The following is a 25,747-nucleotide window of genomic DNA, read 5'->3' on the forward strand; positions in this document are numbered from 1 at the left end:
GGCACAAAAGCTCTCCACCCGCATTGATCTGCCGCGCCATGCGACGTGCAACTTGGCCTACTGTGCGTGTTGCTTGCGCATGGCCTCGGCGATTTGTGCCTTGACCGCGTCTATTCCGAAGCTTCCGCCTTTCTGCATCGGCGGAAATTCAATGGCGGTCTTCGCTAGCTCTTCAACTTTTTGCTGAACCAGGACGAAACGCCAGAACTCGAACTTGTACCATTCAAAGTATTCTTGTGAACCAACGTTACCCTTGAAAAAGGCCGTACGCTCGAATGGATCAAGGCGCAGGTTTATCACGGTCGGCACGTCCAATTTCACCGTATTGCCTATCCAGCCGTCCGGCTGTTCCATGAACGTGTATTTATAGTCATCAATCCGGGCCGCGCCGAGCACGCTTTCGGCGAAATACCAGATTTCATGACGGTTCGACGGGCCAGTTCCGGTGATCATGCTGGTCTGATCATAGCCGTCCAGGTGAACCTTATAGGTCTGGCCATCGAGTTCCTTCCCCGCTTTCAGTTCGACGGCGATATTGGTGCTGCCAGCAGCGGCCGCAAGAGTGGGGAACCAGTCGAGGCCCGACATCAGCCCATTGCAAATCGACCCGGGAGGAACGTGTCCCGGCCAGCGGACCATTGCGGGGGCGCGGAAGCCGCCTTCGTATGTCGTGCCTTTTCCGCCGAAGAATGGTGTCTGACCGCCGTCCGGCCAAGTGAAGTTTTCGGTGCCATTGTCAGTGGTGAACACGACGATCGTATTCTCATCGTCGCCCATGTCCCTCAGCTTCTGCATGGTGTCGCCAACAATGTCGTCAAGCTGCGCCATCCCTGCTTCATGGATGGTCCAGCCATTCTCGGAATTACGCATCTTCTCGTACTTTTCCGATAGATGAGTCACGATGTGCATCCGTGTCGGGTTGAGCCAAAGGAAGAACGGCTTGCCATCGGCCTTGGCCCTGTCGATAAACTTGAAGGAAAGATCCCGGATCTCGTCGTCGACCGTCTTCATCCTCTCCGGATAAAGCGTGCCAGCATCTTCAATCTTCTGTTTGCCGACCTTGCCCCATCGTGGCATTTCCGTCGGGTCATCGGTCTCCGTGGCCCAGGAATGGACCATGTTGCGCGGGCCCACTACGTTCAGCAGTTCCTGCGGATAGCCGGGATGGGCGGGGTCTTCCATCGCATCGAGATGATAAAGGTAGCCGAAGAACTCATCGAAGCCATGAACCGTTGGCAGAAACTCGTTGAGATCGCCAAGATGGTTCTTGCCGAACTGCCCTGTGGCGTAGCCCAGGGACCTCAGCACGGTGGCAATGGTTGGCGCCGCAGCAGGAAGGCCGACGGGCGAGCCTGCCTGGCCAACCGTGGTCATGCCAGTTCGAACCGGAAGCTCGCCGGTGATGAAGTTCGCCCGTCCTGCCGTGCAGCTCGCCTCGGCATAGTAGTCGGTAAAGAGCATCCCCTCTGCAGCAAGCCTGTCGAGATGTGGAGTACGACCGGCCATCATGCCGCGATTGTAGGCGCCGATATTCCAGATGCCGACGTCATCGGCCATGATAACCACTATATTGGGTCTTTTGCCCGTGGCCTGAGCCATGGCATTCCGGCTCATGGTGGTGCTCGCAGCCGTGCCAATCGCCGACATGGCGAGCAAAGATCCGCCGGTTAGCAGGATATCCCGCCTCGTTGGAGTCGCGTTTTCTGTCATGCCCATTTCTCCCTCTTTTGGTCAGGCAAAGCAAAGCTCAACACTGCAAGGGCTGCTGGATACGGTCCGATGAGGTTCTCGAATGCTCTGTTGAGATAGCCGTGCGAAAGTGCACGCCGCGTTGAGAACAACAGGGCCCGTCGGCTTGCCTGGACGCGTATATAAGGCGTAGCAAATATAAAGAGAGCAAGTATCTTACCGTAACCTACGGGCGAGACCGCCGATAGGCAGGAACCAATGTCCGGGCGAAAGCCGCCCAGAAATACCGATAGCGTGAAAGGCGACATCCGTGCTGACGCGATATCATCTCCGCGACTTCTATTTCGCTCGATAGAATTCGGCGGGGTGGCGTATTTTACTGTAACCTACTTCAAGAAGGCGGCTGTGAGGGATAGTTATCTTGATCGAAGATCGGGGATAAGCTGCTAGGGTGACGAAAATGATACCTGACCGGCGCGCAGTGGACGACGCGGGATTTCAGGGTCTGGTCTGGGTGGCCGGCCGTACCTTCACCATGGGATCGAACGAGCATTATGTGGAGGAGGCCCCCGCCCATCCGGTGACGGTCGACGGCTTCTGGATCGACGCCACCCCTGTCACCAACCGGCAGTTCGCCTCATTCGTCAACGCCACCGGACATGTGACCGTCGCCGAAAGGGCTCCCCGTGCCGAGGACTATCCGGGAGCGCTTCCCAAAATGCTGCGGGCCGGATCTCTGGTGTTCACCCCGCCGAAAGCCGTCGTCGGCCCCGACATTGCCCAGTGGTGGTCGTTCAAGTTCGGCGCGGACTGGCGACACCCTTACGGCGGTCGCACCGACATCCGCGGCAAGCTCGATCATCCCGTCGTTCATATCGCCTATAGCGACGCCAAGGCCTATGCGGCTTGGGCGGGAAAAGATCTGCCGACCGAGGCAGAGTGGGAACTGGCTGCGCGCGGCGGCCTTGATGATGCAGAATTTGCCTGGGGCGACGCGTTGAACCCGGAAGGAAAGCTCATGGCCAACACCTGGCAGGGTACCTTCCCTACGCTGAGTACAAAGCCAGCCGGTGCGGACAGAACGTCCCCGGTCGGATCCTTTCCATCAAACGGCTACGGCATCTACGACATGATCGGCAATGTCTGGGAATGGACCTCTGACTTCTGGTCGACACGCCATCCCGAGCCTGCCAGCCATTCATGCTGCATCCCCAGCAATCCCCGCGGAGGCGACGCCGACGCCAGCTACGATCCGCGGCTGCCCGACATCAGGATCCCGCGGCGCGTCCTCAAGGGCGGATCCCACCTTTGCGCGCCGAACTACTGCAGGCGCTATCGTCCCGCCGCCAGACATGCCGAGCCTGAGGACACGTCCACAAGCCATGTCGGCTTCAGATGTGTCAAGCGCGCGTGAGGCGGCGTCATGGCCACATGTCGCGTCGGCGGAATAAGCCACCGATTGTGACAAGACCTTTCATGACGCGTCCTTCGTGGTCCGCAGGTTCTGGGCGTACTCCCGTCGATTGCGGTTAGCGACGGCAGCGCGAAACTGGAGTTCATGCCTGTCGGACATGCTTTGAACGGCGGATTCCGATTTCGTTCCCGTTCCTTACTGTAAACTACGTTGCTTCCGCCCTATTCTGGATCATCATGCACCACTTATAATGCGATGCGGCCGCCGGACTTGCAGAGGCCGCCTGGAGGTAGGATGGATGGATTACGACACACGGTTCGCCAAGCGCATCTTTCCAGCCAGCGCCAAAACCATCGATTCACTGGCCGCCCGTGACGATAACTTCCGCGAACTCTGTGCCGACTTCTCCATTGCAGATGAACTGAGGAGAAAATGGGAAACATCCTCCGCCGCAGAGCGAAATGAGCGCCATGCGGAATGCCTCGAACTCGTGGAGACGCTGCGCAACGAGATCGAAGCCGCTCTGGAAAGTGCCAGTGTGATCGTGATCAAGCTTCTCCCTCGCCGTTGAGGACCAGACTCCGGCGCCAAAGATATTCGCTCGAATAGAGGTTTGCGCGTATCATACGGTAGTATCTGTCAATCCGGCGCAACGGCAGCGGGACGATCACTCGTTCGGCCGTTGCCCGGAAATCAGGTCCGCAACGCGGTCTCCAATGTGACTGTCGGAGCGAACGCGGATCAACAGTGCATACTGTATGTTACTGGCGCGCTCGCGGTACTCGCCATACCCTCCCCGAATAAAACGGTCCACATCACGCGGGATCGATTGCCGGGGGGAATCGAGATGAAAAGCAGCATCCTGACTTTGGCTGCCCTATTAGGCGGCACTGCGCTTACATTTTTTTCCATTGGCGGGACGAGTGCGTCAGCTCAAGTCATCAATGGAACACCCGGCACGCCGAGTGCGACGATCACAATCGACGGCCGACAGATCCCGCCGCCGCCAGGGCAGTTTGGCGGCACGACAAATCTCGACGCGCTTCAGTCGACGCCATACTGGCAGCCGCAAGTTGTGCCGCCCAAGGGTGCGCCAAACGTCTTGCTGATCTTGACCGATGACGTCGGATTTGCGGCCCCGAGCACCTTCGGCGGCGTCATTCCGACGCCAACACTCGACCGGATTGCCAACATCGGTCTGCGTTACACGAACTTCCATACGACATCGCTGTGTTCCCCCACACGCGCCGCTCTGATCACGGGCCGCAATCATCATTCAGTCGGCTTCGGTGTGATCAGCGAGGCGTCGACCGGTTATCCGGGATACGACAGCGTCATCACCGCGGACAAGGACACGATCGGCACGATCCTCAAGGCAAATGGTTATGCAACATCGTGGTTCGGCAAGAATCACAACACGCCATCTTTCCAAACCAGTCAGGCGGGTCCCTTCGATCAATGGCCCATCGGAATGGGATTTGAGTATTTCTATGGCTTTGTCAGCGGCGAGACCAACCAGTGGCAACCGGACCTCTACCGCAATACCACGCGTGTCTATCCCTATCTGAACAATCCCACCTACAACCTGACGACTGATATGGCGGACGACGCCATCAACTATCTCAACCAACTCAATCAGCTCGATCCCAAGAAGCCATTTTTCCTCTACTACGCACCGGGCGGGACTCATGCGCCTCATCACCCGACCCCCGAGTGGATCAAAAAGATCAGCGACTTGCATCTGTTCGACAAGGGATGGAATGCGCTGCGCGACCAAATCTTCGCCAACCAGAAGAGGCTTGGAGTTGTCCCTCAGGATGCGCAACTGACACCCTGGCCGGATAAGCTCATCAAGCCGTGGGACGTCCTTTCGGCTGATGAGAAGAAGCTTTTCATCCACCAGGCCGACGTCTACGCAGCCTACCTCGCCTATACCGACAATGAAATCGGCCGGGTCGTCAAAGCGGTCGAGGACATGGGCAAGCTCGATGACACGCTGATTATCTTTATCAGCGGCGACAACGGCGCGAGCGCGGAAGGCTCCCCGGCTGGAACGCCAAACGAGATGACTTTCTTCAACGGCGTCGACGTGCCCGTCCAGGACCAGCTCAAATTCTACGACGCCTGGGGGTCGGCGTTGACCTATCCGCACTATTCAGTCGGCTGGGCCTGGGCTTTCGATACGCCCTTCAAATGGACCAAGCAGGTCGCTTCCTATTTTGGGGGCATTCGTAACGGCATGGCCATCGCATGGCCGGGCCACATCAAAGATCCGGGTGGGGTGCGCAACCAGTTCCACCATGTCATCGACATCGTCCCGACGATCTTGGAAGCGACGGGCATCCGTGCTCCTGATGCAGTCAATGGGATCACCCAGACGCCGATCGAAGGCGTGAGCCTGGCCGACACATTCGACAAGGCAAACGCCGATGCGCCATCGAAACATTCGACCCAATATTTCGAGATGTTCGGCAATCGCGCGATCTATCACGATGGGTGGATCGCCTCCACATTGCCCTATCGGGAACCTTGGAACGGAACGGCTCCGATCCCGAAAGACATCGTCAACGGTGTGACCTGGGAGTTGTTCGACCTGTCCAAGGACTGGACGCAAAACAATGATCTGGCGGCCGCCAATCCCGGCAAGCTGAAGGAGTTGCAGGATTTGTTCTGGATCGAGGCCGCGAAGTACCAGGTTCTGCCGTTGGACGCCTCGGCCTTGACGCGCTTCATTCTCCCGCGACCGAGCATCGTCGCTGGACGCAATGACTTCATCTATACGAAACCCATCGTCGGCGTGCCCCTTGGGACCGCACCGAGCGTCCTCAACAAGTCCTTCACGATCACGGCCGATATCGATGTGCCCACGGGCGGCGGCAACGGCATGCTTGTGACTGCGGGCGGGCGCTTCGGGGGATGGGGCTTCTACCTGCTCAAAGGCGAGCCAATCTTTGTCTATGACCTATTGGACCTCGCCCGGCCAAGGGTGGAGGGCGCAACGGCATTGACGCCTGGAAAGCACAATCTCGTCTTCTCCTTCAAGTCCGATGGGCCCGGCCTCGGCAAAGGTGGCAAGGGGACAATCACGATCGACGGCGCCGAGGCAGCAAGCGGGACCTTCCCAAACACCATTCCCTTTGCTCTCGAAGCGAGTGAAACCTTTGATATCGGCTCCGACACGGGAACCGGTGTCGACGATAACGACTACCAGGCACCGTTCGCCTTCGACGGCAAGCTGAGCAGCTTGAAGATAGAACTTCAGCCGCAACCTTGAGGCAAGAGGTCCTGCGCAGAGCGGCCCGTCGCCAAGGCGGCCCGTGCCGAAAGTGACGTTGACCTGGGCACGGGGATTCTGCGCCATGAACACAGCTCACCGACACACGCTTCTGACCCTGTTCGCAATCGCCGAAGGTGCGACGGGATTGGGGCTTGTCGTGGCGCCATCGATCCTCTTCGTTCTGCTGTTTGAGGCAAGGCCGGTCGCTTCGGAGGCACCGCTGATCGCGCGGATCTGCGGTGCGGCGCTGCTCGCTCTTGCCGCAGCAAGCTGGGGTGCGCGTGACGCCGAAGACAGACGAAGCACCCTGGGCCTCCTCGTCGGAGTGGCGCTCTACAATTTCCTAACCACGGCCGTCTTGACCTATTCCGCCCTCGTTCTGGAGATGGTCGGCATCCTGTTATGGCCCGCGATCCTCTATCACGCGGCGACTTCCCTGTGGTGCTTGCTCGCTATCTGGCGGGCGCGTTAGACCGAGTCGTCGTGGCTCCTTGGGTGGTCATTTACGGCTTTGGCCGTTTCGGGTCGCGGGCTGCTACGGGGCGGTGAAGACGCGATGTCCGCTTCTGCGGTTCACGCGCCTGGAGTCCCCTTCCCTCGATCTGCGAAGTCGTCAAACGGGCTCGATGCAGTGCCTTTGATGGACGAGGATCGGTTTCTGCGGTAGGTTACAAAAGAGATAGTTAATAAAATCTCCGGTAGTCACGTCCCTCAAGAGCGGGTGAGGAGCAAGTCGTGCAGGATACATTGCCATCACGGCGTGATATCGCGCCGGATTCGACGCGCCCACCCCCGACCCATGATGATGTTCGGGCCCAGCTTGATCGAATCATTACCAGCCCGCAATTTCCGCATATCGGTCGGAGTGCTGCATTTCTTACCTATGCCGTGGAGGAGACGCTTGCAGGCCGCGCAGACCGGATCAAGGGTTACTCTATCGCCGTTGAGGTCTTCAAGCGCTCCAACGGCTTCACGCAGGATGATCCGGTTGTGCGGATCGAGGCCGGAAGGCTCAGGCGGGTGCTCGAGCGCTATTATTTTACAGCAGGTCAACACGATCCGATCCGAATAGACATTCCGAAAGGCGGTTACGTGCCGACCTTTGCCTGGACTAGCCCGAGTGATGACAATCCCGATGCTGAAGAGCAAAGTCTGCCGCCGGAGCGCGCCCATTCCCTTTTTCCCGGCTTAAGACGACATATATGGGCAGTGGTCCTTGGATTGATCGTGATTGCGGGCGGCGCCGCAGCCCTGGCTGGCTTGACCTCCATTCGATTTGGCTCGATCCGGCCCTTTGCGACTGCCGACATGACGGGATCTGATGGACCGACATTGGTGATCGCTCCATTTGCCAATCTCGGTGATGGTCCTCAGGCGGAACTCTACACGACGGGCCTGACCGAGGAACTCCTCACTGCCCTTCCCCGCTTCAAGGAGATCAAGGTCTTCGGTCGCGAGACGTCCAAATCGTTGCCGCCAGAGGTGGAGACATCGCGGATTCGCGGGGAACTTGGCGCACGCTTCCTGCTGGCAGGCGGTGTTCGCGTCTCCGGAAGCCGAGTGCGTGTGACGGCACGTCTGCTCGACACGCAGACTGATGAGATCCTCTGGTCGCAGACCTACGACGACGACATCGGCGTCCGCGACCTGTTCACCATCCAGTCCGACGTCGCAAACAAGGTTGCGACCGCCGTGGCGCAGCCCTATGGCATCATGGCCCAGGCCGATGTCTCCAATCCGCCGCCTGATGATCTTGGCAGCTACGGCTGCACGCTGAGCTTTTATGCTTACCGTGCCGAGTTAAGCATCGAGCGACACGGAGAGGTTCGAAACTGCCTCGAAAGTGCCGTCGCCCGCTATCCATCCTTTGCGACCGCCTGGGCGATGTTGTCCATCCTCTATCTCGACGAGGATCGTTTCAGATTCAATCGGAAGCCCATTTCGTCCGAGCCAATAGATCGCAGCTTTCAGGCCGCCCGCCGTGCCGTTCAGCTGGATCCCGGCAACACCCGCGCCCTTCAGGCGCTGATGACGGTGTTGTTTTTCAGCCAGCGGGTTTCGGAGGCACTTCAGGTCGGCGAACGGGCACTGGCGACCAATCCGAACGACACCGAATTGCTGGGAGAGTTTGGTACCCGGCTGGCGATGAGCGGAGAGTGGCAGCGCGGGGCAGCACTGCTGGATCGCGCCATTGCTCTCAACCCTGCCGGCGGCGGCTACTATCGCGGAACGCGCGCACTCGCAGCCTACATGCTGCACGACGACAAGACCGCGGTCATCGAGATCAGGCAGGCGGACCTGCAGAAGTTCCCGCTATTCCATGCGGTGGCTGCCGTCATCTACGTCGACGCCGGAATGATCGAGGACGCCCGCAGCGAGGCCGCGCGGTTCAACGAAATGAGACCCGACTTCATTGCGAACATCGTGGCCGAACTCAAGGTGCGCAATTTCCAGCCACAGGACCGGGCGCGGATGATTGCCGATCTGCGAACGGCCGGCCTGCTTGTGAGGGACGAGGTGCAGGCGACCATGTCGCTGCCGATCGACGGCTCCAAGGCCCTTCAGCCGCGGTAGCGCTACTGTCACGACAACTGGCACAGAACATACCCGATGTTACACGCGCACGCCGTCGTCTCCGTGTAGGCTGTGGTCGCTGATAATCGTTCTTTCATACTCGAGACACAGGGAGCGACCTCAGTCGTCCGACCAAACCATCTAGAAGGGATTCGTCGATGACCAATGCACCCCAGCGAGCCTTACACCCTGCCGTGGCGGCGGTGTCTTCCGCGGCACTCGGCTTGATGATCACCTTGGGATCCGGATCGGCTGCAAACTCGGCCGACGCAGACACCAAGAAGCTTGTCAAAACAATGTCCGACTACCTGGCCGCAGAAAAGGCGATCTCCTTTTCGTATGACACCAATCTGGAGGTCGTCACCGTCGACCATCAGAAGCTTCTGCTGGCAAGTTCCGGCAAGATCGAAATGGGCCGGCCGGATAAACTCCGGGTGACCCGGTTTGGCGGTTTCGCCAACGTTGAGATCACATTCGACGGCAAGACGCTCTCGCTGCTCGGCAAGAATGCCAACCTCTATGCCCAGGTAGAAGTTCCAGGCACCGTAGATCACCTGATCGACGAATTGCGGGACAAGCTCCACAGACCCGTTCCGGGTGCCGATCTTCTGCTCCCGGATGCCTATGCCGAGCTGATGCGCGACGTGGTCGACGTCAAGGACCTCGGCAGCGGTGTGATCGGCGGCGTCGAATGCGACCACCTTGCATTCCGCACCAAGGAACTCGACTGGCAGATATGGATCGCTCAGGGCGAACATCCGTATCCCTGTCGATATGTCATCACCGCAAGTCAGGTGGATCAAGGCCCACAATACAGCGTCCAGATCAGTGACTGGAAGACAGGCACCGATGTCGTTGCCAACGATTTCGGTTTCAAAAACACCACGAACGCCAAGAAAGTCGACCTGACGAAGCTTGCCGATATCGACGAGCTTCCTGATCACTTTGCCATGGGAGGCACCAAATGACCGCCGTGAGAAAACTGAAATTCCTGCTGCTCGCTGCGGCGATCGGCGTGTCCGGCCTCGAACTTGGAAACGGGCTTTCGATTCCGGGACTGGATGGCGTCTTCACGTCAGCAGAGGCCAGGGTCGGCCGCCCGCTGACACCCGTGAGTGTCGCTGGAGTTGCGCGCCGCTCGGTCCGGCGTTGCGCCGTCGGCGTCTATAATTGCTAGAAAACAGGCCCGGCGAACGCATTCGACAAGCGCCCAGCATGAGGGAAATCGCTGGGAAGCAAAAACAACGGGGGAATAGTGTCGATAGTAGCCGAGTATGTTCAGTGGCTTCTGCTGTGCGCATTGATCGTCGTTCTGCCTGGGTGCGGCGGTCATCCGAAGGATGTGATGACGCCTGTTGCAGACACGTCTGCGAAGTCGACCAAGGTCAACTTGCTGATCGCGACGACACGCAGCAGGTCTGCGGTGCCAGGAGAGATGTTCAACGGAGAACGGGCGCGGCCCCGGCATTCGCCGATATCACCGTGTCCATCCCACCGAAACACGGTCCGCAAGGAGGGAGAGGTCGCCTGGCCAAAGAGGCTTCCCTCCAATCCGGCGACAGATTTCGCGACCGTGAAGGCCGACGATCTCAATATTGACGAGGCCAAACGCTGGCTGAGCGCGAGCGTCCGCAAAAGCCCCGACCACAGTGTCCTGGTATTCATCCATGGTTTCAACAACCGGTTCGAGGACTCCGTCTACCGCTTCGCCCAGATCGTTGAGGACTCGGGTGTGCACAGCGCTCCCGTGCTGTGACCTGGCCGTCGCGTGGCAGCCTTCTCGCCTACGGCTATGATCGGGAGAGCACGAACTATACGCGAAATGCTCTGGAGACCCTCTTCCAGTATCTCGCGAAGGATCCGGAAGTGAAGGAGGTGTCCATCCTCGCTCATTCCATGGGGAATTGGCTGGCGTTGGAATCGCTGCGCCAGATGGCCATTCGTAACGGCCGACTGCCCGCGAAGTTCAAGAATGTCATGCTCGCAGCTCCCGACGTCGATGTCGACGTGTTCCGCCAGCAGATCGGCGACATGGGCAAACAGCGTCCGCAGTTCACCTTGTTCGTATCCCGTGATGACCGTGCATTGGCGTTCTCGCGTCGGGTCTGGGGTGACGTGTCCCGACTTGGAGCCATCGATCCCGAACAGGCGCCCTACAAGGCGGAATTCGAGGCCAACAAGATCGTGGTGATCGATCTCACCAAGATCAAATCTGGCGACCCGATGAACCATGGCAAATTCGCGGAATCGCCGCAGATCGTTCAGCTCATCGGATCACGCATCTCGGAGGGGCAGACGCTCACCGACAGCAGGGTCGGACTTGGCGACCAGATTCTGGTGGCGACAACCGGAACGGCGTCGGCAGCCGGGAAGGTAGCTGGTCTGATCCTTGCCGCTCCCGTCGCTGCGGTCGATCAGGACACGCGGGACAACTACGCCGGCCAGGTCAGCGGCCTGATGGGCACTGCCAAAACGCGGCCAGCATCGTTGAAAAACTGCGACGAGGTACGGCCAACCCCGAGCTGCAGACCTTAGCCCCGACGTCGGCGGGACAAGCGCGGGCAATACCGCAGACGGACAGATGTTACTGTAACATACTTATCCGCAGGCGGGTGTTGCGCCAAAGTTGAGCGGAGATCGATGATATGTTTCGATTCGTCGGCGACCACGATGGAGACCGACAAAGCAGGGGGAGTTTCATGACGGCTTTTATTCTTCGCGCGGCGGTCCTTTGCGCGGGTCTCGTAGCCACCTCGCCCGGCTGGGCAGCCGATCCGACGCCGCTAACACCCGATGCAAAGGTGGTCGAGAGCCCGAGCGGCTGGACGTTCACCGTCGCGCCCTATTTCTGGATGGCAGGGATTTCCGGCGACATTGCACAGTTCGGATTGCCGGAGGTTCATATCGACTCCGATTTCGGCGACATCCTGGAGAACCTCGATTTCGCCTTCATGGCCGCAGGTGAAGCGCGTTACGATCGCTACAGCATCTTCGGCGACATCATCTACACCAAGCTTGGCGCAGACGGGAATACGCCCCATGGCATTCTCACCGACAGCGTCGACGTCACCTCAAAGACTTTCGCCGGACTTCTCGGGGTCGGCTATTCGGTGCTGGAGGACCAGTCGGGACACCTCGATGTCGTCGGCGGCATCCGGGTGTGGTCGGTCGACACCAACATCTCCTTCAATGGCGGGGTCCTCGGTGGCATCGAGCAAGATGACAGCGCGACCTGGGTCGACGGTCTGGTGGGCGTCCGAGGCAATTACTTCTTCACGCCGGAGATCTATCTGACAGGATGGGGTCTCGTCGGCGCCGGCGGCGCGGATCTCGACTGGGATGTGGCGCTCGCGGTCGGCTACAAATTCACCGACACGATCTCGGCCGTTGCGGGATACCGCGCACTCGGCGTCGACTACGACAATGACGGCTTTGTCTTCGACGTCGTCCAGCAGGGTCCGATCCTCGGCGTCGTTATCCACTTCTGAGAACGACGTCTGGAACAGCAGACTGGGTTTGAACGATGAAGTCGTCGATGAAGCCCGCGACTTCTCGGCTCATGCAGCCTGCCGCGGCGCTAGTTCTGTCATCAGGCCGCATGTCGGCCGCATGCGAGCGCGAACACACTCAGGCGGTGCGGGAACTCCTGTAGACCGAGACGCCAAGTTCCCTGATCTTCTTGCGCAGAGTGTTGCGGTTGAGACCGAGAAGATCGGCGGCCTTGATCTGGTTGCCGCGCGTCGCCGTCAGGGCGGCGAGGATCAGCGGATATTCCATTTCCGTCAGCACGCGGTCATAGAGGCCGGGCGGCGGCAGATTGTCCCCGAAGCCTGCGAAGTAGCTGCGCATGTTCTCCTCGACCGCCTGGGCGATCGTCATCGAGCCGCTGCGGATCGGCCCCTTGTCGATCGGGCTGTCGGGCACGTCGGAACGAAGTTCGGCGTCGATGATCTCGCGGGTGATGACATCCTGCGGATAGAGCGCCATCAGACGGCGGATGAGATTTTCCAGTTCGCGGACATTGCCCGGCCAGGCATAGGCCTTCATCAGTTCCAGCGCTTCCTGATCGAAGCGCTTGGAGCCAAGCCCTTCCTTTTCGGCCTGCTGGATGAAATGGCGCACCAGATCGGGAATGTCCTCGGCGCGATCGCGCAGCGGCGGCAGACGCAGCGGCACGACATTGAGGCGGTAATAGAGGTCCTCGCGGAAGAGGCCCTGGTTGATCGCCTGCTTCAGGTCCTTGTTGGTGGCGGCAACGATGCGCACGTCGGTGCGGATCGGCGTGCGGCCGCCGACGGTGGTGTATTCGCCCTGCTGCAGGACGCGCAGCAGCCGTGTCTGGGCGTCCATCGGCATGTCGCCGATCTCGTCGAGGAAGAGGGTGCCGCCTTCGGCTTGCTCGAAGCGGCCGGTCGAGCGCGTCTGCGCGCCGGTGAAGGCGCCCTTCTCATGGCCGAAGAGTTCCGATTCGATCAGGTCGCGCGGGATAGCCGCCATGTTGATCGCAACAAACGGGCCGTTGCGGCGCTTGCCGTAGTCGTGCAGTGCGCGGGCGACGAGTTCCTTGCCGGTGCCGGATTCGCCGGTGATCATCAGCGTCAGGTCCGTCTGCATCAGGCGGGCGAGCACGCGGTAGATTTCCTGCATCGCCGCCGACCGGCCGACGAGCGGCATGCCGTCCTGCATGTCGTCTTCAAGCTTGGCGGGCTTGCGCTTCGGCTCGGCCAGCGCCCGGCCGATGATGCCGATCAGCTCGGTGAGGTCGAAGGGCTTCGGCAGATAGTCGTAGGCGCCCTTCTCCGAGGCCTTGATGGCGGTCATGAAGGTGTTCTGCGCGCTCATGACGAGGACCGGCAGGTCGGGACGCGCCTTCTTGATGCGCGGCAGCAGGTCGAAGGCGTTTTCGTCGGGCATCACCACATCGGTGACGACCAGATCGCCCTCGCCCGCGGAAATCCAGCGCCAGAGGGTAGCGGCGTTGGAGGTGATGCGAACGTCATAGCCGGCGCGGCTCAAAGCCTGGTTGAGCACGGTCCGGATGGCCGCATCATCATCTGCAACGAGGATCGTGGCTGTCATCGAGAAGGTCCTGTCGAGCTTGCGATAGAAGCGTCTTCAAGCGAGGCGTCCTTGGACGCCGGCATGAGAACGCGGAATGTCGTGCGGTTGTTCTGGCTGTCGCATTCGATGATGCCGCCGTGATCGCCGATGATCTTGGCGACCAGCGCCAGGCCGAGGCCGCTGCCATTCGGCTTGGTGGTGATGAAGGGATCGAAGAGATGTGGCACCAGATCGGCGGGAACGCCGGGACCGTTGTCGTGGACGCAGAATTCCAGCGGCAGCGAGATCTTCTCGCGCGTGCCGGCGACCGAAAGACGGATGCCCGGGCGATAGGCGGTCGTCAGCATGATCTCGCCGTCCGGCCGATCGCCGACCGCTTCGGCGGCGTTCTTCACCAAATTGAGGAAGACCTGGACGAGTTGGTCGCGATTGGCATAAACGGCCGGCAGCGACGGGTCGTAACTCTCGGTGACGCGGATGTTGCGGGCAAAACCTGCCTTGGCGACGGCCTTCACATGGTCGAGCACGGAATGGATATTGACCGGCATGCGGTCGACAGGGCGTTCGTCGGAAAAGACTTCCATGCGGTCGACCAGCGAGACGATGCGATCGGTCTCGTCGCAAATCAGCCGGGTCAGCGCCCGATCGTCGTCGATCGCAGACTGCTCGAGCAGCTGGGCGGCGCCGCGTATGCCGGAGAGCGGGTTCTTGATCTCATGCGCCAGCATCGAGGCAAGGCCGGTCACCGAGCGGGCAGCGGCGCGATGCGTCAGCTGCCGGTCGATTTTGTCGGCCATCGAGCGTTCCTGAAAGACGATGACGACGGCGCCGGGCTCGCTGAGCACCGGGGCGACGTAGAGATCGACGAGCTTATCCTGGCCGAGGCGGGGTGAACTCAGGTCGACGCGATATTCGTTGACCGGCGCCTTGCGCTCGCGCACCTGGTCGATCAGGGCGAGCAGCGGGCTGCCGAAAGGAATGAAGGTCGAGATGCGGTAACGCGCCAGATGCGAGGCGCTGGCGCCGAAGAAGGCCTCCGCCTCCCAATTGGCGAAAACGACGAAGCCGGATTCGTCGACCATGATGACGGGGTTCTGGATGGCGTTCAGCACGGCCATGGCGACGGTCCCGCCGCCGTGATCGGACGGAGATGTCATATCCTTCATCATGCCGCCTCCCGGCTGTCGACAACACTGGCCGCAAGCGCATCGTAAAGGCGCGCGGCCACCTCGTGCGGATCGCGCGAGGTCATGATCGCAGCCTTTTCGCCACCGGCGAGATCAGGAGAAAAACGCTGGAGATACCAGCCAAGGTGCTTGCGGGCATGGCGGATCGCCACCGCTTCGCCATAGAAATCCAGCATCATCCGATAGTGCTCGACGGCGATATCGGCGATCTCCAGGGATTGCGGTGCGGGCGTACCTGATATGACGCCGGCATGCCACGGCCTGCCCTGGCAGCCCCTGCCGATCATGACGGCATCGGCGCCGGAGCGGCGCAATATTTCCTGTGCGTCGCCTGCAGTTTCGACATCGCCATTGGCGATCAGCGGAATGGAGATCACCTCGCGGACGGCACGGATCGCGTCCCAATCGGCGCGGCCTTCATAGAATTGCATACGGGTGCGCCCATGAATGGTCACAAGCTGGATGCCGGCGGCTTCGGCGCGGCGCGCGATGTCAGGCGCATTCATCGAATTCTCGTCCCAGCCGAGGCGCATCTTCAGCGTCACCGGAATGTCGACAGCCTTGACCGTCGCCTCAATGAGGCCGAGCGCGTGATCGGGATCGCGCATCAGCGCCGAGCCGGAGTAACCGCCGATTACCTTCTTTGCCGGGCAGCCCATGTTGATGTCGATGATATCGGCGCCATGATCGGCGGCGATCTTGGCCGCCTCGGCCATCCAGTGCGCCTCGCGGCCGGCAAGCTGCACCATATGCGGCCGGAAGCCCGCAGCGCTGAGCCGCGACCAGGATTCGGCCGTGTCGTTGACCAGTTCGCGGCTCGCCACCATTTCGGTGACGACGAGGCCGGCACCGAAGCGCCACGCCAACTCGCGGAAGGGCATATCGGTGACGCCGGACATCGGCGCCAGCACAACGCGGTTCCGCACGGACACGGGTCCGATTCGGAAAGGCGCTGCGAGGTCCTTGGAAATCAAATGATTATCTTTCGGGCACACAATAGAACTGCATTATTTTTAGCCATTATTCCCGGCCTTGCCAAGGGGGCTGGGATCGGAATTGATATTTTTCGGGCAGATGCTGGAAAAGGCCCAAGCAAGACGTTAGAGCACTCCGGTCAATTCCGCATATTTTAGGGGATTTATGCTGCAAATGCCTTCTAAGCAACCGATATCGGCTGGAATTGTCATCGTTGCCGCCGGCCGCGGCGAGCGCGCAGGATCCTCCAAGGAGGGGCCCAAGCAGTATCGCATGATCGGCGGCAAGCCGGTTATCGTGCATACGCTTGAAAACTTCATGACATGGGAAGCGGCAACTGAGATCGTTGTCGTCATTCATCCCGATGACGAGGCGCTGTTTGCGAGAGCCTTCCGCCACATCATCTCGGCAACGCCGATCGAAACGGTGCATGGCGGCGCCAGCCGGCAACAATCCGTGCTTGCGGGCCTCAGATACCTCAAGGACAAGCAAATCAGCCATGTGCTGATCCACGATGCCGTGCGGCCGTTCTTCGATCATGATCTTCTTGATCGCATTGCCGAGAGCCTTGACGCCGGCGCGCAGGCGGTTCTGCCGGCGATCCCGGTCACCGATACGCTGAAACGCGCCGACAGCGCCGGCACCGTGCTGGCGACGGTTTCACGCGAGCATCTCTACGCCGCGCAGACGCCGCAATCCTTCGCCTTCGAAACGATCCTCGAGGCGCATGAGAAGGCGGCGGCGAGCGGACGAAGTGATTTCACCGACGACGCCTCGATCGCCGAATGGCTGGGCATTCCGGTGACGATCGTCGAGGGCACGGCCGACAACGTCAAGCTGACAGTCAAGAACGATATCGCCATGGCCGACGACAAGCTGTCGACGTCGCTGCTTCCAGACGTGCGCACCGGCAACGGCTACGACGTGCACCAACTCGTAGCCGGCGATGGTGTGACACTCTGCGGCGTGTTCATTCCACATGACCAGAAGCTGAAAGGACACTCGGATGCCGACGTTGCGCTGCATGCGCTGACCGACGCGCTGCTCGCCACCTGCGGCGCCGGCGATATCGGCGATCATTTCCCACCATCCGACCCGCAATGGAAGGGGGCGCCTTCGCGGATCTTCATCGAACATGCCGCCCGGATCGTGCGCGAGCGCGGCGGCACGATCATGAATGCCGACGTCTCGCTGATCGCCGAGGCGCCGAAGGTCGGCCCGCATCGCCAAGCCATGCGGACAAAACTGGCGGATTATCTCGGCATCGATATCGAGCGTTGTTCTGTCAAGGCGACGACCAACGAGACGATCGGCTTCGTTGGCCGGCGCGAAGGCATCGCGGCGATCGCCACGGCGACCGTCGTCTATCGCGGGAGGAAATGATGAGCCTTTTTCCTCAGGATATCGTTTCGACGGCGGAGACGATCATCCGTGACTTCACGGCTGCAGGGCTGATGATCTCGACCGCCGAATCCTGCACCGGCGGGCTGATCGCCGGGGCGCTGACGGAGATTTCGGGTTCGTCCGCTGTCGTCGACCGAGGCTTCGTCACCTATACGAATAGCGCAAAGATCGAGATGCTCGGCGTGCAGGCGGAAACGCTGCTGCGCTTCGGGGCGGTCTCCGAGGAAACGGCGCGGCAGATGGTGCATGGCGCCCTCTTCCGCTCACGCGCCGAGATCGCCGTTGCCGTCACCGGCATTGCCGGTCCTGGCGGCGGATCGGCGGAAAAACCGGTCGGCCTCGTGCATCTCGCCGCCAAATCGCGCGCCGGCGCGATCATCCATCGAAAGATGTTCTATGGCGATATCGGCCGCAGCGAGGTCCGGCTGGCGACGATCAGGACGGCGCTGGAGATGGTGCGCTCGCTCTATGCGGCCTGACGCGGGTTCGCTCATCAGGCCGGCGTGTAGATCCTGTTTGCGCGCGTCTCGAAGGCTTCGGTGAACATGCGGAAGGCGCGATCGAACATCGAGCCCATCAACGCGCCCAGGATGCGGCTCTTGAATTCGTAATCGATGAAGAAATCGACGGTGCAGCCGCCGGATGGCGTCTCGGCAAAGTGCCAGCGATTGTCGAGATATTTGAACGGGCCATCGATATATTTGACCTCGATGACGTGCTCGGCCCGGTTCAGCAGCACCTGTGTTGTGAAGGTCTCGCGGATCGCCTTATAGCCGACCGTCATGTCGGCGACGAGCAGGATCTTGCCGTCGCGCTCCTTGCGGCTCCTGATGGCGAGCGCTTCGCAAAGCGGCAGGAATTCCGGATAGCGCTCGACATCGGCGACGAGGTCGAACATCTGCTGGGGCGAATGCGGGACGGGACGGTGCGTTTCGAATTGCGGCATAGTCGGCAATTAAGCGGGCCGGCCGAGAAGATCAAGAAGCTCGCGCACCTGATGACGGGATTTTAGCTGAAGAACCGGCACGTCAGGGCCGTGCTCGGCGATACCGGCAACCAAGCGCGGCGCAAATTTCTCCTCGAAGGTCCAGATGAAGCGGAGGAATTCCAAATCGATCTTCTCGATACAGCCCGGCGCCATTTCGGGACGAGTTCGGCCGATCCATTTCGCCGACCGGCTGATTGCGCCCCAGATACAGAGAAGCCGTGGCATGCGGACCCAGACGACGAAATCGGTGCGCGGCAGCCGAATGTCCAGGGAAGACGGGTTCGTGCCGTCCATGATCCAACGTTCTTCGACGATCCGGCTGGCGATGATATTTCTCTGCTCGGCCCTCGCGCGCACCACCCAGCCGGGAAGCCAGAATACGTCGCGATCAAGCGAAATGTAGGAAAGCCCAAAGCGCTTGGCGATCTTCAGCGACAGCGTCGATTTACCGCCGCCCGAGCAGCCCATGACGAGGATGCGGCGGGCTGTCCGGATATACTCTGCCGCCTGTTCGAGATCGGTGATCTGCTGACGCGGCGGCAAGTCTACTCTCTGATCCATCATGCAACTCCCTCGAGCCAGACGTGCGTTTCGCCGGCGCGACTCAAGCGCTAAGAGCGGCGAACCGGTTAGCCGCCTTGCGCGATCTTATGATGACGGTAGAACTTGCAAGCCCGTGATCCTGAAGCGCTGCTTCGATCAGAGGTGCGGCATCGCGCTCGAAATTCCAGATATAGGCAAGCGCGTCCAGCGAAAGGCGTTCGGGGCAGCCGGCAGGCAGTTCTGGGCGGTTGCGCCCAAAATAACGGAACGCTCTCGAGGTGGCGCCGTACAGGCATGCATATCTGGGCAGCCGAAGCCAAATGACGGCGTCGGCGCGCGGCAGGCGAAGATGGAAGGAGCTGAGGCCGGTTCCATCCATGATCCAGCGCTCTTCCGCCACGACCTCCGATATCAGCCGATCGATGTCGCTGCGATCCCGCTTCCTCCAGCCGGGAAGCCAATAGAAATCGCGATCCATCGGGATATAGGGAAGATCGAGCGAGGTCGACAGCGCCCGTCCGAGCACGCTCTTTCCACCACCGGGACAGCCAATCACCAGAATGCGTTTGGCATGCCGGAGAATTGCTCCGTCGACGGGCATGGCCGCAACTCCCATGAAAAGCCGCTGCGAAAATCCCCGCGGCTCAGACCGCTGATAAAATCGGCCATTCCTCTTTCGTCATGCTCGGGCTTGTCCCGAGCATCTGCAACCGGCGCAGCCGATCCTCGGCACAAGGCCGAGGATGACGTCGAGTCAAGATCGAGGTTTGTCAACAAACTGAACCGCGGCGAAAATCGCCGCGGTCGACACAAAAAGCAAGGCCGGCTCTTACTCGGCAGCCATCAACAGCTTCTTCTCGCGCGCAGCTCGCAGCCGGGCAAAGTCGTCACCGGCATGGTGGGAGGAGCGGGTCAGCGGGCTGGAGGCGACCATCAGGAAGCCCTTGCTGTAGGCGACCGTCTCGTAGGACATGAACTCGTCGGGGGTGACGAAGCTTTCGACCTTGTGGTGCTTGCGGGTCGGCTGCAGATACTGGCCGATCGTCAGGAAGTCGACATCGGCTGTGCGTAGATCGTCCATCAGCTGAAGGACTTCGTTTCGCTCTTCGCCGAGACCGACCATGATGCCCGATTTGGTGAACATGGTGGGATCGAGTTCCTTCACCCGCTGCAGCAGGCGGACGGAATGGAAGTAGCGGGCGCCAGGGCGAACCGTCAGATAGTTGCCGGGCACCGTTTCCATATTATGGTTGAAGACGTCCGGCTTGGCGGCGACGACGCGTTCCAGCGCACCTGGTTTCTTCAGGAAGTCAGGCGTCAGGATCTCGATCGTCGTCATGGGCGAAGCGGCACGGATTGCCCAGATCACCTTTTCGAAGTGCTCGGCGCCGCCGTCCTCCAGGTCGTCACGGTCAACCGAGGTGATGACGACGTGGCTAAGGCCCATCTCCTTGACCGCCTTGGCGACGTTCTCGGGCTCAGCCATATCGAGCGCATTCGGCTTGCCGGTGGCGACGTTGCAGAAAGCGCAGGCGCGGGTACAGATCTCGCCCATGATCATGAACGTCGCGTGCTTCTTGTCCCAGCACTCGCCGATATTCGGGCAGCCGGCCTCCTCGCAGACGGTGACGAGCTTGTGCTCCTTCACGATCGCGCGCGTCTCGGCATAACCCTTGGAGGTCGGCGCCTTGACGCGAATCCAGTCCGGCTTGCGCATGACTTCCGTGTCCGGCCGATGCGCCTTCTCCGGATGCCGCACGCGCTTGGCGTCGGGATTGATCGTATCGAGGATCGTCACCATTGCAGTTTCAGCTTTCTACCGCCCCTATGCGGCAAATCATCTAAAGAGCATCGCGTCAAACCGGAGTCATGCGACGCTCTTTAAGTCTTTGTTTTATGCAAGTCGTTATCCCAAAACCGCTGCGCACTTTTGGGCGACATGCATTAGCGCCGCACCAGCCGCGCAAGGAATATCAACAAGCAGGCGCCGAGGAAACCCGTCACGAAGTAACCGAGCCGTCCGCCGACCACCTCAACGTGGAACTGTGCAAGGACGGCGCTTGCGACGACCGAGCCGACAATGCCGAGCACGATATTCAGGAAAATCCCGTATCGCGCTTCCATCAGCTTGCCGGCGAGCCAGCCCGCAAGCCCGCCGATGATGATTGCCGAAATCCAGCCGACGCTTTCCATGTCTTCCCCTACCCTCAGTTACGCCTCAAGCGACCGCCCTTGCGATCAGAACCACGATGATGGCGCCGACCGTCGCGTGGATGATCTGCACGACCAGCGCATTTTCAATGCCCAGCGAAATGCCGAGTGCACTGAACAGATAGCCGCCGACGAAGGCGCCGATGATGCCGCTCAGCAGGCATCTTATCAGCCCGCCGCCACCGACGACCAGGCTTGCGAGGAAGCCTGCAACCAGGCCGATCAGCAAAAATACCAGCAACGCCTGCGTCTCCATAGACATGATGATTTCCTTTCGTTTTTTCCACCCCTGGTGGGGATGGCTTTGCCACCCCGACATAAAGGGCGGCGGGGGAAATTATCAAGCGTTCAGGACACGGCCATAAGCATCGAGAACCGCTTCCTTCATCGTTTCGGACACGGTCGGATGTGGGAAGATCGTGTGCATCAGTTCTTCCTCGGTCGTCTCGAGATTCATCGCGACGACGAAGCCCTGGATGAGCTCGGTGACTTCGGCGCCGACCATGTGGGCGCCAAGCAGCTCGCCGGTCTTCTTGTCGAAGATCACCTTCACCATGCCCTGGTCTTCGCCGAGCGCGATCGCCTTGCCGTTCGCTGCGAAGGAGAAGCGGCCGACGCGGATGTCGCGGCCCTGCTCCTTGGCTTTGGCTTCTGTGATGCCGACGGAGGCGACCTGCGGATTGCAATAGGTGCAGCCCGGCACCTTGCCCTTGTCTGTGGGATGAACGTTCGGGAGGCCGGCGATCTTTTCAACGCAGACGACGCCCTCATGTTCTGCCTTGTGCGCCAGCATCGGTGGGCCGGCGACATCGCCGATCGCATAGATGCCGGCGACATTGGTCTTGCCGTAGCCATCGATGACGACGCAGCCGCGGTCTGTCTTGACGCCGAGCGCCTCGAGACCGAGGTTTTCGATATTGCCCTGAACGCCGACGGCCGAGATCAGCCGGTCCGCGGTGATCTGCTGCACCTTGCCATCTGCCGTCTCGACATGGGCGGTGACGCTGCCGGCGCCCTTCTCGACCTTCGAGACCTTGGCGCTGGTGAAGATCTTGAGGCCGCGCTTTTCAAGCTGCTTGCGGGCGATCGCCGTTATCTCGGCATCCTCGACCGGCATGATGGTCGGCATGACTTCGACGACCGTCACGTCGACGCCCATCGAGCGATAGAAGCTGGCGAATTCGATGCCGATCGCGCCCGAGCCCATGACGATCAGCGACTTCGGCAGCACATCCGGTTTCAGCGCCTCGAAATAGGTCCAGATCAGCTTGCCATCCGGCTCGATGCCGGGCAGCGCGCGCGGACGGGCGCCGGTGGCGATGATAATGTGCTTGGCGGTATAGGTGCCCTCGCCGCTCTTGACGTTCTTCGGCAGCGGATGCTGCGGCTCGACGACCGGCTTCGACGACTTGCCGACGACGATCTCGCCCGCCTGGGTCCCGGTCGAAGCCTTGGTGATCTTCGCTTCGCCCCAGATGATGTCGATCTTGTTCTTCTTCATCAGGAAGCCGACGCCGGCATTCAGACGAGCGGAGACGGCGCGCGAGCGGCCGACGACGGCATTGGCATCCGGCTTGACCGTGCCTTCGAGAACGAGGCCGTAATCCTTGAAGTGATTGGCATGGTCGAGCACCTCGGCCGAGCGCAGCAGCGCCTTGGTCGGGATGCAGCCCCAGTTCAGGCAGATGCCGCCCATATGCTCGCGCTCGACAATCGCGGTCTTGAGGCCAAGCTGGCTCGCACGGATGGCGGCGACATAGCCGCCGGGACCCGAGCCGATGATGATGACGTCGTAGGATTCAGCCATGTGTTTCCTGCCTTTGTTACGCTGCGCTGCGGGTCATGAGCACCCACGCGTGTCTCTTGCTGTTTTCGAAGAGCGGCACGGCCTCGGCGCGCGCAGCCTCCAGGAATCCGTTTTTTCCATAAAGCGACAAAGCCGCTTCGTTGTCGCTTGCGGTGATCAGGCTGACGGGCCGCCGATCCGCCCTTTCGATCTGATCGTCCAGCAGCCTGCGTCCGATGCCGATGCCGCGCAGATGGCGATAGACGCCGAGACTGCCGATGAACCAGCTTCCCACAACCGTTTTCTGCAAGGCGAGCATCGGTGCGGTCGCCGGAATCGTCGCTTCGATATCGCCTATCCCCTCATCCAGCGCATGGCCGATCGCCACACCCGCGACCTCGCCATAGGCCTCGGCAATGACGGCATTCCGCCAGCTGCCGACAGCTTCGTCCTCGCTCATCTTCAGCCGGCCCCGCTCCAGCGGCGTGTCGCTGACGCCGTTTTCCACATCGGCAAACCAGAGCCAGGTGGCAAAACCGCGCGACGCGATATCCGCCAGAATCGCCAGCTCCGAGGCATCCCGCCGTGAGGCCTGCCGGAGGGCGATGAAGGAGGTCATGGTCAGATCCCCAGCATCATCCGCACGATCGATTCCAGCCCGCGGCCGAGCGCACGCGTATTCTCCGCATCGAGGTGAATGCCATCGATCGGTGTGGTCTTGGCGACGGAATTGCCGTCGAAGAAGCCACAACCGAGTTCGTCGGCAAGATCACGATAAAGCGTTGCAAGCTTTGCCGATTCCTCGATGCCGCCGGGAAACGACGCGGCGAAGGGCACATTGCCCGTCGCGCGGATCGCCGGCGGCGCCACGATCAGAATCTCCGGCCCATCGAATTCGAAGGGCCAGGCGTGATTGCGGATCAGCCGCACGAGCCGGCTGATGCCCTGGCATGCGGCAAAGGCCGAACCCGCCACAACCGGCTTCATGTCGTTGGTGCCGAGCAGAAGGACAACGAGGTCGAGCGGCGCATGCGTCTGCAGGATCGTCGGCAGGATGCGCGCACCGTTGCGGTCGCAATCGGCGAGGTGGTCGTCGAAAGCGGTGGTGCGACCGTTCAGGCCTTCGGCGATGACGCGCGCCTCACTGCCGAGCGCGGCTTGAAGCACGCTCGGCCAGCGATTCTTGTAGTCATGACGGCCGATCGTCTCGGCGTCATAACCCCAGGTCAGCGAGTCGCCATAGCAAAGAACGGTCTTGGTCATTTCCGCCTCCGCGCCGCTATCAGACAAGCATGCCCATCGGGTTCTCGATGTAGCCCTTGAAGGCCTGGAGCAGCTCGGCGCCGAGCGCGCCGTCGACGCAGCGATGGTCGGTCGAGAGCGTGACTGACATCACGGTGGCGATTGCCATTTCGCCCTTCTTGACGACAACCCGCTGTTCGCCGGCACCGACCGCGAGGATCGTCGCATGCGGCGGGTTGACGACGGCTGCGAAGTTCTTCACGCCCATCATGCCCATGTTGGAGACCGAGCTGGTGCCGCCCTGATATTCCTCAGGCTTCAGCTTGCGATCCTTGGCCCGCTTGCCGAGATCGCGCATCTCGTTGGAGATCGTCGACAGGGTCTTTTCCTCGGCCTTGCGGATGATCGGCGTGATCAGGCCGCCGGGGATCGAGACAGCAACGCCGACATCGGCGTGCTTGTGCTTGACCATGTTGCTGTCGGTCCAGGAGACATTGGCATCCGGAACGTCGCGCAGCGCCAGCGCCATGGCCTTGATGACCATGTCGTTGACCGAGAGCTTGTAGGCCGGAGCGTTGTCCTTGCGCGGAGCCGCATCGTTCAGCTGGGCGCGCAGCGCCAGCAGCGCATCGAGTTCGCAATCGACGCTGACGTAGAAATGCGGGATCGTCTGCTTGGATTCGACCAGGCGCCTGGCGATCGTCTTGCGCATGCCGTCATGCGGCACGAGCTCGTAGGAACCAGGTTCGAAGAGCTTAAGCACGGCTTCTTCGGACGCGCCCTTCGGTGCAGCGGCGGCCGGAGCCGGCGCGGCGGCCGCAGATACGGGCGCAGCAGCAGCCTTGGCGCCACCGCCGGCAACGGCGGCTTCGATGTCGCTCTTGACGACGCGGCCGTGCGGGCCGGAGCCTGCAACTGCCGAAAGGTCGATACCGGCTTCCTTGGCCAGCCTGCGAGCGAGCGGCGAAGAGAAGGTGCGGTTGCCATCAGATGAAACCGAGGCGGCTGCGGCGGTGGTTACAGGTGCCGCAGCCGGAGTAGACTGGGCCGGAGCCGGTGCAGCCTGGGCCTTCGGCGCGGCTGCACCGTCAGCCTTCGGTGCTGGAGCGGCGGAACCCGCACTGCTTGCGGCAGCGGAGACATCCTCGCCATCGGCGGCGAGAACCGCTATCAGCGCATTGACCTTGACGCCTTCGGTGCCGGCGGCAACGACGAGCTTGGCGACAGTGCCTTCATCGACGGCTTCGACTTCCATCGTCGCCTTGTCGGTTTCGATCTCGGCGATCACATCGCCGGACTTGACCTTGTCGCCTTCCTTGACCAGCCATTTGGAAAGATTGCCTTCCTCCATGGTCGGAGAGAGGGCGGGCATCGTGATATTGATTGGCATCGAAAC

At 60.9% G+C, this 25,747-nt stretch carries 24 protein-coding genes and 1 pseudogene; 11 read left to right on the forward strand and 14 right to left on the reverse strand.

Annotated features, from left to right (window positions below):
• Window positions 1-57: 57 nt before the first annotated feature.
• Entirely contained in the window at window positions 58-1,716 is a 1,659-nt protein-coding gene (locus C3Y91_RS15865) for an arylsulfatase (RefSeq protein ID WP_029767695.1), read from the reverse strand.
• A gap of 433 nt (window positions 1,717-2,149) precedes the next feature.
• On the opposite strand from C3Y91_RS15865, the gene C3Y91_RS15870 reads away from it, so the two are divergent.
• From C3Y91_RS15870 to C3Y91_RS15910, 9 genes and pseudogenes are all read left to right on the forward strand, one after another.
• Window positions 2,150-3,103 carry a formylglycine-generating enzyme family protein gene (locus C3Y91_RS15870; RefSeq protein ID WP_075223896.1) on the forward strand — a complete coding sequence of 318 codons (954 nt, stop codon included), beginning with the start codon at window positions 2,150-2,152 and terminating at the stop codon, window positions 3,101-3,103.
• Window positions 3,104-3,401: 298 nt separating this feature from the next.
• Window positions 3,402-3,674, forward strand: a complete 273-nt coding sequence (locus C3Y91_RS15875; RefSeq protein ID WP_018073493.1) for a hypothetical protein — start codon at window positions 3,402-3,404, stop codon at window positions 3,672-3,674.
• 276 nt (window positions 3,675-3,950) lie between these two features.
• On the forward strand, window positions 3,951-6,377 hold the full coding sequence (locus C3Y91_RS15880; protein WP_168575569.1) for an arylsulfatase: 2,427 nt from the start codon (window positions 3,951-3,953) through the stop codon (window positions 6,375-6,377).
• An 85-nt stretch (window positions 6,378-6,462) separates the two neighbouring features.
• Entirely contained in the window at window positions 6,463-6,852 is a 390-nt protein-coding gene (locus tag C3Y91_RS15885; RefSeq protein WP_024320722.1) for a hypothetical protein, read from the forward strand.
• Window positions 6,853-7,115: 263 nt separating this feature from the next.
• On the forward strand, window positions 7,116-8,954 hold the full coding sequence (locus tag C3Y91_RS15890; protein ID WP_130686366.1) for an adenylate cyclase: 1,839 nt from the start codon (window positions 7,116-7,118) through the stop codon (window positions 8,952-8,954).
• Window positions 8,955-9,112: 158 nt separating this feature from the next.
• Window positions 9,113-9,922, forward strand: a complete 810-nt coding sequence (locus tag C3Y91_RS15895; RefSeq protein ID WP_130655322.1) for a DUF2092 domain-containing protein — start codon at window positions 9,113-9,115, stop codon at window positions 9,920-9,922.
• A complete protein-coding gene (locus C3Y91_RS15900; RefSeq protein ID WP_024320719.1) occupies window positions 9,919-10,131 on the forward strand; it encodes a hypothetical protein in 213 nt (70 codons plus the stop codon). Before C3Y91_RS15895 ends, C3Y91_RS15900 begins: the two co-directional genes overlap by 4 nt.
• A 168-nt stretch (window positions 10,132-10,299) precedes the next feature.
• Window positions 10,300-11,489, forward strand: a pseudogene (locus C3Y91_RS15905) (alpha/beta hydrolase).
• 164 nt (window positions 11,490-11,653) lie between these two features.
• A complete protein-coding gene (locus C3Y91_RS15910; protein WP_130763479.1) occupies window positions 11,654-12,442 on the forward strand; it encodes a hypothetical protein in 789 nt (262 codons plus the stop codon).
• Window positions 12,443-12,581: 139 nt separating this feature from the next.
• Here the strand turns inward: C3Y91_RS15910 and ntrC are convergent, their stop codons facing one another.
• From ntrC to dusB, 3 genes are read right to left on the reverse strand one after another with little or no spacing between them, the layout of a single operon-like run.
• Window positions 12,582-14,033 carry a nitrogen regulation protein NR(I) gene (gene ntrC, locus C3Y91_RS15915; protein ID WP_017964172.1) on the reverse strand — a complete coding sequence of 484 codons (1,452 nt, stop codon included), beginning with the start codon at window positions 14,031-14,033 and terminating at the stop codon, window positions 12,582-12,584.
• The gene (locus C3Y91_RS15920) at window positions 14,030-15,184 is read right to left on the reverse strand and encodes a two-component system sensor histidine kinase NtrB (RefSeq protein ID WP_168575564.1); all 1,155 of its coding nucleotides are present in this window, start codon (window positions 15,182-15,184) and stop codon (window positions 14,030-14,032) included. The genes ntrC and C3Y91_RS15920 overlap by 4 nt, the downstream gene beginning before the upstream one ends.
• Entirely contained in the window at window positions 15,181-16,197 is a 1,017-nt protein-coding gene (dusB, locus tag C3Y91_RS15925) for a tRNA dihydrouridine synthase DusB (protein ID WP_018073486.1), read from the reverse strand. Before dusB ends, C3Y91_RS15920 begins: the two co-directional genes overlap by 4 nt.
• Before the next feature lie 145 nt (window positions 16,198-16,342).
• On the opposite strand from dusB, the gene C3Y91_RS15930 reads away from it, so the two are divergent.
• Window positions 16,343-17,560 (forward strand): bifunctional 2-C-methyl-D-erythritol 4-phosphate cytidylyltransferase/2-C-methyl-D-erythritol 2,4-cyclodiphosphate synthase, encoded by a 1,218-nt coding sequence (locus C3Y91_RS15930; protein WP_130691683.1) that lies wholly within the window; start codon window positions 16,343-16,345, stop codon window positions 17,558-17,560.
• Window positions 17,557-18,060: a CinA family protein gene (locus C3Y91_RS15935; protein ID WP_174827043.1), complete on the forward strand. Its 504-nt coding sequence runs from the start codon at window positions 17,557-17,559 to the stop codon at window positions 18,058-18,060. The genes C3Y91_RS15930 and C3Y91_RS15935 overlap by 4 nt, the downstream gene beginning before the upstream one ends.
• Before the next feature lie 14 nt (window positions 18,061-18,074).
• Here C3Y91_RS15935 and C3Y91_RS15940 read toward each other — a convergent pair whose 3' ends face one another.
• From C3Y91_RS15940 to C3Y91_RS15985, 10 genes are all read right to left on the reverse strand, one after another.
• The gene (locus tag C3Y91_RS15940; RefSeq protein ID WP_018484720.1) at window positions 18,075-18,527 is read right to left on the reverse strand and encodes a type II toxin-antitoxin system RatA family toxin; all 453 of its coding nucleotides are present in this window, start codon (window positions 18,525-18,527) and stop codon (window positions 18,075-18,077) included.
• Window positions 18,528-18,536: 9 nt separating this feature from the next.
• The gene (locus tag C3Y91_RS15945; RefSeq protein ID WP_164597969.1) at window positions 18,537-19,133 is read right to left on the reverse strand and encodes a P-loop NTPase family protein; all 597 of its coding nucleotides are present in this window, start codon (window positions 19,131-19,133) and stop codon (window positions 18,537-18,539) included.
• Window positions 19,134-19,173: 40 nt separating this feature from the next.
• Complete coding sequence (locus C3Y91_RS15950) at window positions 19,174-19,713, reverse strand: P-loop NTPase family protein (RefSeq protein WP_168575565.1); 540 nt, start codon at window positions 19,711-19,713, stop codon at window positions 19,174-19,176.
• Window positions 19,714-19,941: 228 nt separating this feature from the next.
• Complete coding sequence (gene lipA, locus C3Y91_RS15955; RefSeq protein ID WP_164597972.1) at window positions 19,942-20,913, reverse strand: lipoyl synthase; 972 nt, start codon at window positions 20,911-20,913, stop codon at window positions 19,942-19,944.
• Window positions 20,914-21,056: 143 nt separating this feature from the next.
• Entirely contained in the window at window positions 21,057-21,305 is a 249-nt protein-coding gene (locus C3Y91_RS15960; protein ID WP_012757333.1) for a GlsB/YeaQ/YmgE family stress response membrane protein, read from the reverse strand.
• Between the two features lie 25 nt (window positions 21,306-21,330).
• A complete protein-coding gene (locus C3Y91_RS15965; protein ID WP_003539329.1) occupies window positions 21,331-21,585 on the reverse strand; it encodes a GlsB/YeaQ/YmgE family stress response membrane protein in 255 nt (84 codons plus the stop codon).
• A 78-nt stretch (window positions 21,586-21,663) separates the two neighbouring features.
• Window positions 21,664-23,130 (reverse strand): dihydrolipoyl dehydrogenase, encoded by a 1,467-nt coding sequence (gene lpdA / locus C3Y91_RS15970; protein WP_168575566.1) that lies wholly within the window; start codon window positions 23,128-23,130, stop codon window positions 21,664-21,666.
• 16 nt (window positions 23,131-23,146) lie between these two features.
• The gene (locus tag C3Y91_RS15975) at window positions 23,147-23,728 is read right to left on the reverse strand and encodes a GNAT family N-acetyltransferase (RefSeq protein ID WP_168575567.1); all 582 of its coding nucleotides are present in this window, start codon (window positions 23,726-23,728) and stop codon (window positions 23,147-23,149) included.
• 2 nt (window positions 23,729-23,730) lie between these two features.
• Window positions 23,731-24,372, reverse strand: a complete 642-nt coding sequence (locus C3Y91_RS15980; RefSeq protein WP_012757330.1) for an SGNH/GDSL hydrolase family protein — start codon at window positions 24,370-24,372, stop codon at window positions 23,731-23,733.
• Between the two features lie 19 nt (window positions 24,373-24,391).
• Window positions 24,392-25,741: a pyruvate dehydrogenase complex dihydrolipoamide acetyltransferase gene (locus tag C3Y91_RS15985; RefSeq protein WP_168575568.1), complete on the reverse strand. Its 1,350-nt coding sequence runs from the start codon at window positions 25,739-25,741 to the stop codon at window positions 24,392-24,394.
• Window positions 25,742-25,747: the final 6 nt, after the last annotated feature.

The sequence above is a fragment of the Rhizobium ruizarguesonis genome (assembly GCF_012349115.1).
Lineage (GTDB): Bacteria > Pseudomonadota > Alphaproteobacteria > Rhizobiales > Rhizobiaceae > Rhizobium > Rhizobium ruizarguesonis.

Bases quoted from the DNA above. Each gene is read 5' to 3' on its own strand.
- C3Y91_RS15865 (WP_029767695.1), bottom strand. From the start codon at position 1,716: ATGGGCATGACAGAAAACGCGACTCCAACGAGGCGGGATATCCTGCTA.
- C3Y91_RS15870 (WP_075223896.1), top strand. From the start codon at position 2,150: ATGATACCTGACCGGCGCGCAGTGGACGACGCGGGATTTCAGGGTCTG.
- C3Y91_RS15875 (WP_018073493.1), top strand. From the start codon at position 3,402: ATGGATTACGACACACGGTTCGCCAAGCGCATCTTTCCAGCCAGCGCC.
- C3Y91_RS15880 (WP_168575569.1), top strand. From the start codon at position 3,951: ATGAAAAGCAGCATCCTGACTTTGGCTGCCCTATTAGGCGGCACTGCG.
- C3Y91_RS15885 (WP_024320722.1), top strand. From the start codon at position 6,463: ATGAACACAGCTCACCGACACACGCTTCTGACCCTGTTCGCAATCGCC.
- C3Y91_RS15895 (WP_130655322.1), top strand. From the start codon at position 9,113: ATGACCAATGCACCCCAGCGAGCCTTACACCCTGCCGTGGCGGCGGTG.
- C3Y91_RS15900 (WP_024320719.1), top strand. From the start codon at position 9,919: ATGACCGCCGTGAGAAAACTGAAATTCCTGCTGCTCGCTGCGGCGATC.
- C3Y91_RS15910 (WP_130763479.1), top strand. From the start codon at position 11,654: ATGACGGCTTTTATTCTTCGCGCGGCGGTCCTTTGCGCGGGTCTCGTA.
- ntrC (WP_017964172.1), bottom strand. From the start codon at position 14,033: ATGACAGCCACGATCCTCGTTGCAGATGATGATGCGGCCATCCGGACC.
- C3Y91_RS15920 (WP_168575564.1), bottom strand. From the start codon at position 15,184: ATGATGAAGGATATGACATCTCCGTCCGATCACGGCGGCGGGACCGTC.
- C3Y91_RS15930 (WP_130691683.1), top strand. From the start codon at position 16,343: ATGCTGCAAATGCCTTCTAAGCAACCGATATCGGCTGGAATTGTCATC.
- C3Y91_RS15935 (WP_174827043.1), top strand. From the start codon at position 17,557: ATGATGAGCCTTTTTCCTCAGGATATCGTTTCGACGGCGGAGACGATC.
- C3Y91_RS15940 (WP_018484720.1), bottom strand. From the start codon at position 18,527: ATGCCGCAATTCGAAACGCACCGTCCCGTCCCGCATTCGCCCCAGCAG.
- C3Y91_RS15945 (WP_164597969.1), bottom strand. From the start codon at position 19,133: ATGATGGATCAGAGAGTAGACTTGCCGCCGCGTCAGCAGATCACCGAT.
- C3Y91_RS15950 (WP_168575565.1), bottom strand. From the start codon at position 19,713: ATGCCCGTCGACGGAGCAATTCTCCGGCATGCCAAACGCATTCTGGTG.
- lipA (WP_164597972.1), bottom strand. From the start codon at position 20,913: ATGGTGACGATCCTCGATACGATCAATCCCGACGCCAAGCGCGTGCGG.
- C3Y91_RS15960 (WP_012757333.1), bottom strand. From the start codon at position 21,305: ATGGAAAGCGTCGGCTGGATTTCGGCAATCATCATCGGCGGGCTTGCG.
- C3Y91_RS15965 (WP_003539329.1), bottom strand. From the start codon at position 21,585: ATGTCTATGGAGACGCAGGCGTTGCTGGTATTTTTGCTGATCGGCCTG.
- lpdA (WP_168575566.1), bottom strand. From the start codon at position 23,130: ATGGCTGAATCCTACGACGTCATCATCATCGGCTCGGGTCCCGGCGGC.
- C3Y91_RS15975 (WP_168575567.1), bottom strand. From the start codon at position 23,728: ATGACCTCCTTCATCGCCCTCCGGCAGGCCTCACGGCGGGATGCCTCG.
- C3Y91_RS15980 (WP_012757330.1), bottom strand. From the start codon at position 24,372: ATGACCAAGACCGTTCTTTGCTATGGCGACTCGCTGACCTGGGGTTAT.
- C3Y91_RS15985 (WP_168575568.1), bottom strand. From the start codon at position 25,741: ATGCCAATCAATATCACGATGCCCGCCCTCTCTCCGACCATGGAGGAA.